At 43.1% G+C, this 14,362-nt stretch carries 10 protein-coding genes; 6 read left to right on the top strand and 4 right to left on the bottom strand.

The window, feature by feature from the left end; all coding sequences use genetic code 11:
- Positions 1 to 50: 50 nt before the first annotated feature.
- From B3600_RS21760 to B3600_RS21745, 4 genes are read right to left on the bottom strand one after another with little or no spacing between them, the layout of a single operon-like run.
- Positions 51 to 1,043 (bottom strand): DUF4466 family protein, encoded by a 993-nt coding sequence (locus B3600_RS21760; RefSeq protein ID WP_286754374.1) that lies wholly within the window; start codon positions 1,041 to 1,043, stop codon positions 51 to 53.
- 8 nt (positions 1,044 to 1,051) lie between these two features.
- Complete coding sequence (locus B3600_RS21755) at positions 1,052 to 1,447, bottom strand: hypothetical protein (RefSeq protein ID WP_046676362.1); 396 nt, start codon at positions 1,445 to 1,447, stop codon at positions 1,052 to 1,054.
- Between the two features lie 25 nt (positions 1,448 to 1,472).
- Positions 1,473 to 3,305, bottom strand: a complete 1,833-nt coding sequence (locus B3600_RS21750; protein WP_046675762.1) for a RagB/SusD family nutrient uptake outer membrane protein — start codon at positions 3,303 to 3,305, stop codon at positions 1,473 to 1,475.
- An 11-nt stretch (positions 3,306 to 3,316) separates the two neighbouring features.
- Positions 3,317 to 6,502, bottom strand: a complete 3,186-nt coding sequence (locus B3600_RS21745) for a SusC/RagA family TonB-linked outer membrane protein (RefSeq protein WP_115048017.1) — start codon at positions 6,500 to 6,502, stop codon at positions 3,317 to 3,319.
- Positions 6,503 to 6,878: 376 nt separating this feature from the next.
- On the opposite strand from B3600_RS21745, the gene B3600_RS21740 reads away from it, so the two are divergent.
- The 6 genes from B3600_RS21740 to B3600_RS21715 all read left to right on the top strand — a co-directional run bounded on the left by B3600_RS21740 (position 6,879) and on the right by B3600_RS21715 (position 14,154).
- Positions 6,879 to 8,399: a PQQ-dependent sugar dehydrogenase gene (locus tag B3600_RS21740; protein WP_115048015.1), complete on the top strand. Its 1,521-nt coding sequence runs from the start codon at positions 6,879 to 6,881 to the stop codon at positions 8,397 to 8,399.
- 5 nt (positions 8,400 to 8,404) lie between these two features.
- Positions 8,405 to 9,637 (top strand): Nramp family divalent metal transporter, encoded by a 1,233-nt coding sequence (locus tag B3600_RS21735; protein ID WP_115048013.1) that lies wholly within the window; start codon positions 8,405 to 8,407, stop codon positions 9,635 to 9,637.
- Positions 9,638 to 9,644: 7 nt separating this feature from the next.
- Positions 9,645 to 10,667, top strand: coding sequence for an NAD-dependent epimerase/dehydratase family protein (locus B3600_RS21730; RefSeq protein WP_286754373.1), 1,023 nt, complete (start codon positions 9,645 to 9,647; stop codon positions 10,665 to 10,667).
- On the top strand, positions 10,667 to 11,731 hold the full coding sequence (locus tag B3600_RS21725) for a dihydrodipicolinate synthase family protein (RefSeq protein WP_286754372.1): 1,065 nt from the start codon (positions 10,667 to 10,669) through the stop codon (positions 11,729 to 11,731). The genes B3600_RS21730 and B3600_RS21725 overlap by 1 nt, the downstream gene beginning before the upstream one ends.
- 174 nt (positions 11,732 to 11,905) lie before the next feature.
- Positions 11,906 to 12,814, top strand: a complete 909-nt coding sequence (locus B3600_RS21720) for a helix-turn-helix domain-containing protein (RefSeq protein WP_286754371.1) — start codon at positions 11,906 to 11,908, stop codon at positions 12,812 to 12,814.
- Between the two features lie 146 nt (positions 12,815 to 12,960).
- Positions 12,961 to 14,154 (top strand): MFS transporter, encoded by a 1,194-nt coding sequence (locus tag B3600_RS21715; RefSeq protein ID WP_286754370.1) that lies wholly within the window; start codon positions 12,961 to 12,963, stop codon positions 14,152 to 14,154.
- Positions 14,155 to 14,362 lie beyond the last annotated feature (208 nt).

The raw sequence follows: 14,362 nt of genomic DNA, 5'->3' as shown, positions 1-14,362 counted from the left end.
CCCCTAGCATAGTACATTTAACTTTAAGCCATATCCTTGCACCCATATCCTTATTTTACTTGCAACCTTTTTACACTGATCTTCATTTCTTTCGTGGTATTATTTACGCTATTGACAAATACATAAGCATTGTATTTACCATCTGCCGTTTGCAGCCATAGTCCTGATTCAGCTTTTAAATTAATGGCAAAATCCGGCGCATCGATAAACGATTTGTCTTTCAAATCCACATCGTCCACAAATACACTGTATTGCAATCGTGCCAATTGTTGATCGCGCACGGTCCAAGCCTTCACGATCTTCGTTTTATTTGTCAGCCCGACAGGTAAGGTGAAGCTCGGCAAATAACTGGCATCCGTCGTGGGAGCAACCAATGAATGTGCATAAGTCACCGTTGGCAATGGCCGGTACAAATAGATCAAATCAATTTTATCCGGGTTTGCTGCAGCTTCCGTTGCTGTATACCATTTTAGATCTGCTACAGAAAAAAAGCAGGCTGCCCCATCTTTCCCGATCAAATCTAAGGCCATATCCATATTACGAATCGCATACGCTTCGGTCTTCAACGCAATTTCCTGCCCATTACTGGACCTCGCCCTGAATGTAAACGTAACCGATTTGCCTTTTGCTGCTGCCGGTATTTTGTAGCTATAACGCAGCGTTGAAGCCGAGGTGTCTTTTGTAAATTTCACCTCCGTGCTATTCCCATTTACTGTCGCGGGGTCGCCAACGACCACACCTACATCTGCCCCCGTACTACTGGTGTAGTACGATTTGTTTTCAAGCACAGTACCCTCATCACCCGCAATGCTAGCCTCCACAGCGATCGATGTGAGCTTCCCCTGATCTGGTAATATCGCCGCCGCATAAGCAAAGTCTATGGTAGCACCAACCACATTTGGCCCTAAAGAGCGCTTAATGATATCGTTTTGCAAACCATCTTTTGCTTTTGGAATTTCATAAGCTTCTTCTTTACAAGAACCTAACAGCAAGAGCCCAAATCCAATGGACAGTAGCCCTATTTTTAAATAATTTGTTTTCATCAGCTTACTTATTTTTGTACTGTCAAATAAACTTTATACGTCTTACGAACCTTTCTATTTCCAGACACAACAGTCCATTCACGTGGCGTATCCAAATTGGAAAAATCTTGTTTTCCTAAAATTTTAGGATCTAATACCGCATCGGTGACCAATGAAAACTGTGGGTATAGATTTTTCAAATCCGTACCAAAGAGCACCTCCACTTTTATGGTTTGCTCAACGGTATCTACCAAGGCAGCTTTGGTCCGTACCGTCTGAAAATCGGCGCCCAACAGTTCAAAACTACTGACATAACATTCCGACCTGGTCGTGATCAACAAACCATCCTCATCCATTGGATAATCATCCTTACAACCGGACAAGCTAACGAACAGCATGCCGATTAAAAATAATGTATATTTCATCTTATTACAGTCAAGTGTTACCATCTTATTTCCAAGGTATATTTTGTGTTAAATTCGGATTCCGCGAACGTTCTGTTTCCGGGATTTGATAGATATAACACTTTTGATAAGTCAACTCAGACTCATTGAAGAAAAAGCGCTCCCAATTATTCCCAAAACTATCCTGGAACCATTTCCCATCACCATAAGGCTTACCAAATACGGTTTCCAGTTTACGCCATCTCCGCAGGTCAAAGGCACGCTGTCCTTCACCAAACAACTCTACAATCCTTTCCTGTTCTATAGCATCAAAAAAAGCATCACGAGAAGCGGTTTTAGCACCAGCAAGCGCGGGCAAGTTACCACGGCGCCTGACCTTATTAACCAAATCAATCGCATCCGCCTGTGGACCACCAATCTCATTGGTCGCTTCAGCATACATCAGATACACGTCTGCAATGCGCATCAAAGGCCAATTGTAATTTCCGTCACTACGTGCCACACCACCATAATTGCGCACAAATTTACGCGATTGTAATCCCGAGAGATTTGTGGTATTATCGGTGAAGGAAGTTTTGTAAGAGACACCGTTAACCGTCACCGCAGCACCCCAAGTTTTGTAGACAAAAGGAATATAACCTGTCGTCTCCGTAGGGCTCATACCCATAATCAGTTCATAATCCCACAACAAAGTCGCTTTCATGCGATAATCGCGATTACGGTACGACTCAGGGTTCACCGCTGAATTTGCTGTTGTACGTGCTGCCGGATTTTTCACTGGATCTAGCTGAACCATCTTGGGCAAGAAATCTCCCGTAATGGTAGATTGATAACGGTCGGCCAATTCATAACGCGGAATAGCTTGGTTCTGCCCTAAAGACACCAATGGCCCAGTCCACACACGTTGATATTCCTCACTCTGTTTTGTACCCACACCGCCATGGGTAAGCACCATGACCATTTCCTCATCTTGACTCAAGTTGCCCGTAGAAGGTATAAACATGTAGTAATAATTTGGGAGCACATCTGCCTTCCCCAATTCACCCCATGAACCTGGGTCACCATTTCTAAACATTTTGATACCAAAATCATTGATCACACGCTTAAAATCCGCAGCTGCCGCCGTATAGGCCGACTTAGCGTCGGCAGCAGATTGCACAAATCCATCCAATTCGGGCCATCCATTTTTCTTCCACGAACCCCAGTACAATTGAAACTTACCACGGAAGGCCAACGCGGCAGGCTTACCGGCACGACCAATTGCAGCCCCCTTATTCGGCAATTTGTCCACAGCGTAATTTAAATCAGCCATAATGGAATCTTTCAGCTGCGCAATAGGCATTCTACGCACCGTATCAGCCTCTGCAGGCGCCGGTGCCGATTTATAAAAATAAGGTACATCGCCCCATAAGGAAATCAGTCTAAAGTAGGCAATGGCACGCAGCAATTTGGCTTCCGCCACGATTGTTTCCAAGGTCTGTTTTACAGCATCAGTTTTTGCTACGGGCAGCAAGCGCGCATTGGTATTTTCGATCACAAAGTTGGAACTGAATATAGATCCATACAATGCTCTATACATTGCCGACGCACCGGAACCATAATTCATCGGACTATTCACCGTTAATGAAATAGGCGCCGCACCGGTATTGTACACCTTCAGGTAATCACCATGACCATCAAAATGATAGTCACGATCAAAACAAGGTCTAAATATCGAATAGTTCGCCATTAAGGCAGCAAGCGCGTCATTTTCGTCCACCCAGAACGTTTCAGAGCTTGGCGTTGTTGTTGGATTTTGATTTAACAAATCTTTGCGGCACGCGGATAAACCAAGAAGCAACAAAGAAGAAATAAACACGATGTTATATATCGATTTCATAAGTTCAAATATTATAAGTCTACATTCAGTCCAACCACAAAACTCTTCGTCATCGGATAGGCATCATTGGTATAGGTACTTTTCTCCGGATCTAAGCCTTTAAAACTCGTCAAAACCGCCAAGTTATCTACCGAACCGAATACACGTAACTTCTGGATCCCCAGCTTCATCAGTAATTCTTTCTTAAAAGTATAGCCAAGCTGCAGATTTTTAACCCTTAAATAAGACATGTTTTGCAACCAAAATGTACTCAAGTATGCATTTGGACTCGTTGATCCCAATGTACTTGGAAGCAATTTAGGATAATCGGCATCGCGATTGTCCAGGCTCCACATATTATTCCACTGATCTTCCGTAATCGCCTGATTTGCCGTCCCTAAAAAATTTGAATTCGCTTTGTTCATCCAAAATTCTTTTCGTCCGGTAGCAGCCTGCAACAGGAAAGAGAAATCAAAACCTTTGTAGTCAACAGAACCTCTAAATCCGTAATTTACCTTTGGCCTACCCAATTGGTAAGCGGGATATGCCACGCGGTCATTCGCATCCAATTTGCCGTCACCATTGACATCTTTCAACAAAATATCTCCCGGAGAAGCCCCCTGAGGAACTGCATTATAGACATCCTGCCAAGACTGCGCAATGCCCAACGATTCGAAAGCATAGATAAAATTATAAGGCATATCAATAAATACCGAACCTCTTTGCAACTGCTCATTCCAAGACAATAGCTTGTTCTTGTTGTAGCCCACATTAAAGTTCAGCATGTAACCCACATCACCTTTTCTATCATTCCAGGTCACATTTGCTTCCAGCCCTTTATTCATCATATCGCCGATATTGCGTCGCGGAGCAGCAAATAAACCCGTCAGATGCATCGATACATCCGAAGGTCTGTTCATACCGATCGTCTTTCTTTCGTAGTAATCCAACTCGGCCGTCAGTTTATTTTTAAAGAACCCAAGGTCCAAGCCCAAATTAAACACACGTGTCTTTTCCCAGGTAAGGTCATAGTTGATCAGTTTTTTATTGATCAACCCCTTGACAACAGACCCTGTTCCTGTACTATTGTCAATCAGATAGTAGGGACTGGACACCAAAGATTGTTTCTGCTCATACAAGCCTACACCACTATTATTACCCAATGAACCATAAGAAGCTCTAAATTTAGCCGAACTCAGGCTAATCTTCTCCTTAAATGCCGACATAAACGCCTCATCTGAGATCCGCCACCCCACTGCCGCGGAAGGAAAAAAACCATATTGATCGCCCGGCAAGAAACGCGAAGAACCATCTACCCGGAAGTTCCCTTCAAACATATACTTTCCAAAGGCTGTATAATTTAATCGTCCGATATAAGAACGTAAACCTTCCGCCGATGATGATCCCGACACATTTTGTACATCTTCAGATGCACCATCGATTTCATGTAAACTAGGATGCAAACGATCTAAGCGACTACCCGCCAAAACACGATTGTTCCAATATTCTTCGGAATACACGGCCAAAGCAGAGAAATCATGATTAGCGCCGAACTTATGATCATAACTCAACTTGAAGTTCAGCTGTGTTTTGTAATTGTTCCGGTCTGTATTATAGATCCCATCATTTGTTGGCACAAGATCCCGGATAGACAATCCTGTCCGGATGTTATACAATTTTGTCGGCATATCTGCCTTCCATTGAAAACGCGTGTCATAATTTAGGGCATAATCCACTTTAGCCTCAAACCCTTTGAACGGCTTCCAGTTTAAATAACCATTCACCAGAGCCTGCTTTTGATTCATGTGGTTCTGGTTGCGCGTCATGTAATCCGCATAAATATTATTGGCCTGCGGGCTTTCATTGTAAGACATTGCTCCACCATAAAAACCGGTCATAGGATCATAAGGCAATATACCTGCTGGCGAGGTAAACAAATCCATTCCACTTGTTGAGTTGGCAGTCATACCATCCTCGTAGTTATACCGGTAATCGGACCAATTTCCGGAGAACCGGACCCCAGCACCGATGGTATTGGTTACTTTTGTTTCGAAGTTAAATGCAGCATTATAACGTTTAAAATCATTATTGATCTGTATCCCCTTCTCATCCAGCATACCCACAGACAAATAGTAATTGTTATTTTCAGTCCCCCCATTAATGGAAACATTATAATTCCCGCTTTGACCATTGCGAAGAATAACATCCCACCAATCGGTACTTGGATACAATCTCGGGTCGATCATACTTAAAGCCAACCATTCGTCGATCGTTCCATTTTTAAAATTGAATGCAGATGCAGCGGTATTATAAGCCTGGGCCCTTTGCGTAGCCGTCATTGCTTTTGCATAATTATTAACAAAATCAAAAGAGCGGGTAGGTTTCACCAGCGATTTGTTGGCACTAAAGGAAATAGCCGTCCTACTGTTTCTTTTACCAGACTTTGTCGTAATCAATACAACCCCGTTGGCCGCTCTGGAACCGTATACAGCAGCGGAAGAAGCATCTTTTAGCACGGTCACACTTTCAATATCATTCACATTCACACGGTTCATATTGACATCGGGCATCCCGTCGACCACGATCAGCGGTCCAGCACTATTGACCGTCCCCAAGCCCCGGATCAAAAGATCCGCTGCATTATTTCCGGCCATCCCTGAGTTTTGACTTACGGCCAAACCGGGAATAACACCCTGTAAGGCCTGCGAGGCATTGGAAAGCCCCCGGCTTGAAGTAGATTGGTCAAAATTGACACTGGCCACTGCACCAGTCAAGTTGCCTTTTTTCTGCTTACCATACCCCACCACAACCACTTCATCCAGCGCATTTTCGCTCGCATCAAGCACCAAAGCCTGCACGTCTTTCCCCGACACCACTTTTGTATTAAAACCGATTAACCGAAATTGAATCTGATCTGAAACCGAACCCGTTAATTTAAAACGGCCTTCTTGATCCGTAACGGTAACAGTTGCATTTTTAAGGTTACGCACTTCCACACCGGACAGTGGCTGCCCTTTGGCGTCCAGCACCTGCCCGACAAGCTGCTGCTGAAATTTAGCTAAACCCGGCGAAGGATTTAGAACATCCGAGATCGGAATCTTTCCATTATTAGGGGAAGAAGGTACATTTGCCAATGCAGCCATCGAAATAAAAGGTAGCCCTACCAACAGGCAACTCCTGTTTATTACATCCCGGATTTTAATCTGCTTTAGTATCATGAATACTCAGGTTAAAGTGGTTAAATAAATGATTTATAAGCTCTTTAGTTTATTGGTATTTTTTAAGAAAAATAATTTTCGACCCCTATGCGATCGCAATTCCTCTTCTTTACTTTATCATAGTGAATACAATAATATATATTTTTTGTATACAATTCAATATTTTTTTCACTTTTTTACAAAAATAGCCCTGCTAACAAGTTCGTGACAAATCTATAATACCACATTTTTGCCCACCAGATTATAAACTAAATCGTATTTACCTTAGGCCGATAAAATATTTTTGTATACAATTTAACTTATTTTTTGTATATTTATTTTTATTCAACTACATTTGACTAACCACATAAATCAAAGGAATAACCGTAGATCCTATATGAAAAAACAAACCTCTATTTGGCTTGTATCGCTGATCCCGCTGCTTTCTTCCTGTTCTTCCGAGACAGAAGGAGAACGTAAACCCATAAATAACATCCAACTGGAGCACAGCATACTAGCGCTAACCAAAGAAGCTACAAAACTCCATGTGCCCTGGGATTTACAATATGACCGGGTCAATAACGCCATTCTGTTTTCTGAAATCGGAGGAAGTATACGAAGACTGGATACAAAAACAAAAGTTGTTACTTTGGTGGACAGCCTGACCGACGTATACCATCAGCGCACCCTGGGACTCTTGGGAATGGCGCTCTATCAGCCGGAACAGCAGCAAGCTTATCTTTACCTTTCTTACACCAGCAAAAAAGATAGCCTTATTTTTTCCAACCTATATCGCTACGATTATAATACGGCAGGCAAGTTGTCAAACCCAAAATTGCTTTTACAGATCCCCGGAAACACGGGACATAACGGCTCCCGAGTTATTGTTTCGACAGACAAAAAAGTATATTGGGCTACAGGAGATGCCGCAAGTGATACCTTCGCACAAGACAGCAGCTCATTAAACGGTAAAATCTTACGCCTCAATCTCGACGGGAGCATTCCCAAAGACAATCCAATTAAAAACAGCTATGTATATGCCTGGGGATTTCGAAACATGCAAGGACTTACCCATGATGCAAAAGGCTTAATTTACACCTCCGAACATGGCGATGCCATCGAAGATGAAATCAACCTGATCCAACCGCTAAAAAATTATGGCTGGCCACAGATCGAAGGCATGATTGACACGGAAAAGGAAAAAGCTATCGCCAAAAAGTCCCCAAGACAGGAACCTATTAAATCGTGGACTCCAGTCGTTGCACCATCTGGTATGGCCTATTACGGTTCCAACGTTATCCCTGAATGGCAACATAGCTTATTGCTTGCGACGTTAAAAAATCAGTCTCTACGTATCCTAAAATTATCTGCCGATGGGCAGCAGATCGTCGATGAGAAGATCCTATTCAAAGATCAACTTGGCCGGCTAAGATCCGTATTGACCTTACCCAATGGGGACATTTATTTCTGTTCAAGCAACCGGGACTGGAATCCACAAAAGGGGTTTCCAAAACCCGATGACGACGTGATCTACCGACTCCGCATTACCGATAAAGCCGTTGCGCCAATGATTAAGCCCGTTGCAGCCAACGCCGTCAGCTCCCCGACCAAAAGTGGTCAAGCCTTATACGAAGCGTATTGTGCATCTTGTCATAAAGCAGATGGAAAGGGACTTACAAACACCTTCCCCCCATTAGCCAATTCATCTCTTGTCAAAGGCGACCCAGCACCTTTATTGCGGGTTATCCTCCACGGACTGAAAGACAAAACAATAGCCAAGGTCAAATACGAGAGCGCAATGCCATCTTTTTCATTCCTGAAAAATGAAGAGGTCATTGAAATTACCAATTATATCCGTACACACTTTGGAAATTCTGCACCTAAAATCAACCAACAGCATTTAACCTCATTACGATAAATCTCATGGAAAATAACCTCGAGCCAAAACCCTCTTTGTTTAAAAATTGGCTATCCATCTTAGGTCCCGGCATCATTACCGCCGCCCTGGTTTTCGGGCCCAGCAAAATGACCATCACATCAAAAATGGGTGCAGATTATGGCTTCGCCCTATTATGGGTTGTCGTCGTCGCGATCTTTTTTATGATGGTTTTCACCAATATGGCGGCACGTATCGGCATTGCGAGAGACGAATCTTTACTTACCTTGATTCGCCAGAAATTTGGTAAAACAACCGCCATCATCATTGGCCTCGGAATCTTCCTTGTCGCAACCTGTTTTCAATCCGGAAATGCCACAGGGGTCTCCATTTCTGTTTCGGAAGCAACGGGGACAAACCCCAAAATATGGATCATCGTTTTTAATGTCATCGGCATTTTACTGTTGTTCTTCAAGTCTTTCTATGCGCTACTGGAAAAACTGATGCTAGCACTTATTATCCTTATGCTATTTGCTTTTTTATCCACAGCCATAATGACAAAGACGTCTGCACAGGACTTTTTCTTAGGTTTTATTCCAAGCCTCCCGCCTTTATCAATGGGTTTAATTATTGCTTTCACAGCGTCTTGCTTTTCGATTGTGGGTGCGTTTTATCAAAGTTATCTTGTGCAGTCAAGAAGAAAACTGTCGTCCAACAAGCAGACTTCGGAACGGCAAATAGTCGGGAGCAGAATCGGCATCATTATACTCGGGATCATGAGTGCTGCCGTGATGGTCTGCGCTGCAAATACCCTTCATCCGCAAGGCATCAAATTGAGTTCTGCCGCTGAGATGGGCCGTGCATTGGAACCGCTTTTGGGAAGCTACGCCTCACACCTCTTTTTTATCGGTCTTTTCGGCGCCTCCTTTTCTTCCTTGATCGGCAATGCTGTATTAGGCGGTTCATTACTGGGCGATACCTTTGGCTTCGGCAACAATCTCAATCACCCCAAAGTGAAACTCTTTATTTCTTTGGTCATGATTTTTGGGTCTGCCATCGCACTGATCTTCGGAAATCTCCCCTTGGAGCTTATTGTTTTTGCCCAAAGCATCACCATTTTTCTTGTTCCCTTTATTGGCATTATCCTCTTTCTGATCGCAAACGACAAAGAAATTATGGGTGCGCTCAGAAACAGCCCACTAACAAGGTTATGGGCAATCCTCGGACTTCTCTTACTCGTTTTTCTTGCTTTTAGTAATTTCTATAATTTAATCAAATAATTCAGACATGGACCATAACAATTTAGCGGAATTGGAACAGCAAATACTTGCACCATCATTAGATCTAATTGAAGATATAAAAAAGATACAAGGTGATATCCTTTTCCTAGGTATTGGCGGAAAAATGGGGCCAAGCATGGCAAAACTAGCCATGCGGGCTATTCAAGCTGCAGGAATAGACAAAAAGGTCATTGGTGTTTCGCGTTTTTCAACCAAGGAACTCCAACAGGAACTGGAAGATCTAGGCATAGAGACCATCGCCTGCGAGCTGCTGAATGAGGAAGAACTCAAAAAGATTCCACAGGTTCCGAATGTCATTTACCTCGCAGGACATAAGTTCGGCACCACAGGAAATGAAGATTTCACCTGGGCAATGAACACCTATCTTCCCGGAATGGTAGCTTCTCATTTTCGAGACTCCAACATTGTTGCTTTTTCTTCGGGTAACGTACTGCCCTTTGTGCCGATAAGCAATGGCGGCGTTTCCGAGGAAAGAACTCCTGAGCCTGTCGGTGAATACGCACAATCCTGCTTGGGACGCGAGCGCATATTCGAGTATTTTTCGAAGAAAAATGGTACACCTACCCTGATCTACCGATTGAATTATGCGGTGGATTTTCGCTACGGTGTGCTCGTCGAAATTGCCAAATCGGTCAAAGGGCAGCTCCCAATAGATTTGACAACCGAAAACGTCAATGTCATCTGGCAGGGAGATGCCAACGAAATTGCCTTAAGATCATTATTGCACTGTCAGTCTCCGGCCAAAATACTGAATGTCACGGGGCCTGAAATTCTTTCTACACGATGGATCGCAGAGCGCTTTGCTGAGCATTTCAACACTAGGCCCATCTTTGTGAATGAGCCCGCCGGAACTGCTTTACTAAACAACGCTTCCGAATGCCATCGTTTATTTGGCTACCCGAAGACAACCATACGGGAAGCGATAGACATTACAGCCAAATGGTTGATCCAAGGTGGCGAACTATGGAACAAAGACACGCACTTTCAAGAACGAAAAGGAAAATTCTAATGAAAACTTTAGACAACAAATTACAACAGTTGCTTTGGGAAGGGACGGTCATTCCGGCGCACCCCCTCGCCCTCCATGAGGACCGCAGCATTGACGAAGCGAATCAACGACTCCTGACCCAGTATTACATAGCCAGTGGAGCGGGCGGAATCGCTGTCGCTGTACATTCAACCCAGTTTGAAATCCGGGACCCTGAGATCAATCTTTTTGAAACCGTGTTGCGATGGGCCAGCGAAGAAGTCGATAAAGCTGAGCTCCAACGACCATTTATCAGAATTGCGGGCATCTGCGGCGCCACAGAACAAGCGGTACAGGAGGCAAACACGGCACTTCAATACGGTTATGATATCGGACTTTTGAGTATGGGCGGACTCCAAAGCTGGACTGAAAATGCAATATTAGATCGAGTCAGAGCAATAGCAGCTATTATTCCTGTTTTTGGATTCTATCTTCAACCTGCCGTTGGTGGCCGTATTTTCTCTTATTCCTTTTGGCAGCAGTTTGCCGAAATCGACAACGTCGTCGCCATCAAGTGCGCCTCCTTCAACCGCTACCAGACATTAGACGTTATGCGTGCTATAGCCAACTCCAGCCGGCGAGATCAAATTGCCATGTACACGGGCAATGATGACAATATTGTCAACGATCTGATGAGCGTGTATAATTTCCCCGTAGCTGGAGAAAACGTCTCCATAGAATTTAAAGGTGGCTTACTAGGTCATTGGGCCGTTTGGACGGCAAAGGCCGTTGAGCTCCTTCGGGAAATAAAATCATACAAACAGAACCCCAATAACCTCCATGCGAGCCATCTCCTAAGCAAAGCGATTGCTGTCACAGACAGTAATGCCGCATTTTTTGACCCAGCAAATGCATTCCATGGCTGTATACCAGGCTTACATGAGGTGCTCCGTAGACAAGGTTTGATGAAAGGTATCTGGTGTCTGAACCCCGACGAAAACCTTTCCATCGGACAGCAAGAAGAAATTGATCGTGTATATAAAGACTACCCTGACTTAAACGACGATGAATTTGTCAAGGAGTTTCTTAAATCTAGATCCCAATAGTCGCTTCCTTTTATAACAATCGGTTCCCTCTCAAAGGTCTCATCACCCGGGCTAGTCATAGCTAACGAGGTGATGGGACCTTCCTTTTTGCTCCAGTTCATATTTTACCAATCAATGACTGACCGGGAGGAATCTCGCGCACAACAAAAGGTTTGATTTTTATAACTTTGCGTCATGACAACTTCTGAAAATATAATTGATTTCTATCAACGGGTATTTCGAGAATCCAATTACCCAATAGGCTCCTCGCCCGAACAAATTTCTCATTTTAACGTATTTTCTCGTGAGCATTGTCCCTTAAAATCACCGTACAATAGAAAAGATTATTTCAAAATATCCCTTATGATCGGCGAGGGTCAACTGCATTATGGCGATCAATGGATCCCTATTGACCGTCCAGCGCTTGTATTTTCAAGTCCGCTTGTTCCCTACTCTTGGGAAACAGACAATCCCGATCAAAAAGGATGGTTCTGTCTTTTTACACAAAAATTCATTCAGGAGGACAAACATTACAACCACAACATCCTCGAAAGCCATTTTTTCAATCCGAGTGGTAGCCCCGTCTATTTCTTAACGGACGAACAGGTCGATCTTTTCAATCACATTTTTCAGCGCATCAATGCGGAACTGCTATCTGATTTTTCGTTCAAATATGAAATTATCCGGAATCAGTTGCAGTTACTCGTTTTAGAAACATTAAAACTAGCGCCAAATGAGGGAATATCACCTTACCAAAACGCCAATCAGCGTATTTCCCATCTTTTCTTAGAGCTACTGGAACGCCAATTTCCGATTGACACCGAAAATTTGCTTCGTTTTAAAAATGCAACGGATTATGCACAGCAGCTCAATATCCATGTCAATTCGCTAAACAGGGCTTTGAAACAAAATACAGGAAAAACCACACAAGAACTCATCGCACTACGCATCACACAGGAAGCAAAAGCCCTCCTCCAACATAGCAGCTGGAATATCAATGAAATCGCTTATGCCTTAGGTTTCGAAGAACCGGCAAACTTCAGTAATTATTTCAAAAAACATGCTGGTATACCACCTTTAGCCTACCGCAATAAGCCTGTTTGATTTTCACAATAATTTGTTTGAATTCTATATCTTTCGAAACAGGCAATGAAGCTACTTTTGTCCACATCATATTTAGCAGGTCAAATAGAAAAAAGTGGCTGGCTGCATGAACGTCCATAGAGACGCGAAATTTAAATAATTACAGGATGGAAAAAAACACTAAACCACAGCAATCTTTTATCCCGACGATACTAGCATTTGCACTTGTTCCGATTACGGGACTTGCGACCGATATTTATCTTCCGTCGATGCCACAAATGGCTCAGGAGCTTGGCTTGAATGAAAGCAAAATCCAGCTAACCCTTTCGCTTTTTCTAATCAGCTATGGTGTTGCTCAGTTCTTTACAGGAGCGTTGGTTGACGCTTGGGGAAGATATCGCATCAACCTGATATCACTTTTCCTTTTCATTGTCAGTTTCTGGATTACAGCAAGCACGCAAGATATTTGGGTTGTTTACCTGATGCGTATCCTACAGGGCATCTTATCGGCATTTGTGGTCATCTCAAAAAGAGCCTATTTTGTGGATGTCTACGAAGGTGAACAGCGCAAGCACTACCTCAGCATTATGACCATCGTCTGGTCAATCGGGCCGATTGTCGCTCCTTTTATTGGCGGCTACCTTCAGACACAATTTGGTTGGCGTTCTAACTTTATGGTTCTGGCCGTTTACAGTGCTGTACTTTTCATCCTTGAACTGATCTTTTCTGGCGAAACAATCAAACAGAAGAAACCACTCCATATCAACTACCTGATTGGCGAATTTAAAATGATGCTTAAAAGCAATGATTTTACGTTCGGTATAGTCATGTGCGGTATATCCTACGGTCTTGTCATGTTCTACAATCTCAGTGGTCCCTTTTTTATTGAACATCAACTGGGCTATAGTGCGATTACAACCGGCTATACCTCGCTAATTATGGGCTTAGCTTGGATGTGTGGTGGTTTTATTGGTAAAGCCCTTATTAAAAGAGCCTTGGTTCCAAAGTTGAGAATTGCCAACTTCATTCAGATTAGCCTGATTTTATGTATGCTGATGGTTTCACCTTATCTGTCAAACCTCTATACATTAACATTTTTCGCATTTGCTGTACATTGTACTGCAGGATTTATTTTTAACAATTATTTCAGCTACTGTTTGGGTAGGTTTCCTTTGTCGGCAGGTATCGCCGGCGGACTGGTTGGCGGAATTACCTACCTGCTAACCTCTTCACTCAGTTACATCACCGTAAGCTTGGTAAACCCCTCTTCGCAGTTTCAGATTGGATTAGGTTATGGCATATTTGCGCTCTTGGGATTGGTCACGCTATCCCTTATTCATAAGTTGGTCAAAAGCCTGTAAGCTATGCCCAGGTTCTTCCAGCGACAAGGCAATATTAACCTGTAGCTGGACAACTACAAAACAATACTTAAAAGTTGAATTATTTTTAAATAGTATTAAAAACAACTATATTTGTAGCATCATAATTTAGGTTTATAATTGGTTATTTAAGGTTTTCATTCTCCCCGTTTGAAAACCTTTTTTTTTGAACAAAAAAACCTTCAGTCTG

The sequence above is a fragment of the Sphingobacterium sp. UBA2480 genome (assembly GCF_002341965.1).
Taxonomy (GTDB): domain Bacteria; phylum Bacteroidota; class Bacteroidia; order Sphingobacteriales; family Sphingobacteriaceae; genus Sphingobacterium; species Sphingobacterium multivorum.
The sequence above is the reverse complement of the archived record's forward strand: the minus strand, read 5'-3'. Positions and strand labels throughout refer to the sequence as shown.

What these genes read in the sequence shown, in the direction of transcription:
- B3600_RS21730 (WP_286754373.1), top strand. Translation starts at nt 9,645, where the DNA reads ATGGACCATAACAATTTAGCGGAATTGGAACAGCAAATACTTGCACCA.
- B3600_RS21760 (WP_286754374.1), bottom strand. Translation starts at nt 1,043, where the DNA reads ATGAAAACAAATTATTTAAAAATAGGGCTACTGTCCATTGGATTTGGG.
- B3600_RS21745 (WP_115048017.1), bottom strand. Translation starts at nt 6,502, where the DNA reads ATGATACTAAAGCAGATTAAAATCCGGGATGTAATAAACAGGAGTTGC.
- B3600_RS21735 (WP_115048013.1), top strand. Translation starts at nt 8,405, where the DNA reads ATGGAAAATAACCTCGAGCCAAAACCCTCTTTGTTTAAAAATTGGCTA.
- B3600_RS21720 (WP_286754371.1), top strand. Translation starts at nt 11,906, where the DNA reads ATGACAACTTCTGAAAATATAATTGATTTCTATCAACGGGTATTTCGA.
- B3600_RS21715 (WP_286754370.1), top strand. Translation starts at nt 12,961, where the DNA reads ATGGAAAAAAACACTAAACCACAGCAATCTTTTATCCCGACGATACTA.
- B3600_RS21740 (WP_115048015.1), top strand. Translation starts at nt 6,879, where the DNA reads ATGAAAAAACAAACCTCTATTTGGCTTGTATCGCTGATCCCGCTGCTT.
- B3600_RS21755 (WP_046676362.1), bottom strand. Translation starts at nt 1,447, where the DNA reads ATGAAATATACATTATTTTTAATCGGCATGCTGTTCGTTAGCTTGTCC.
- B3600_RS21750 (WP_046675762.1), bottom strand. Translation starts at nt 3,305, where the DNA reads ATGAAATCGATATATAACATCGTGTTTATTTCTTCTTTGTTGCTTCTT.
- B3600_RS21725 (WP_286754372.1), top strand. Translation starts at nt 10,667, where the DNA reads ATGAAAACTTTAGACAACAAATTACAACAGTTGCTTTGGGAAGGGACG.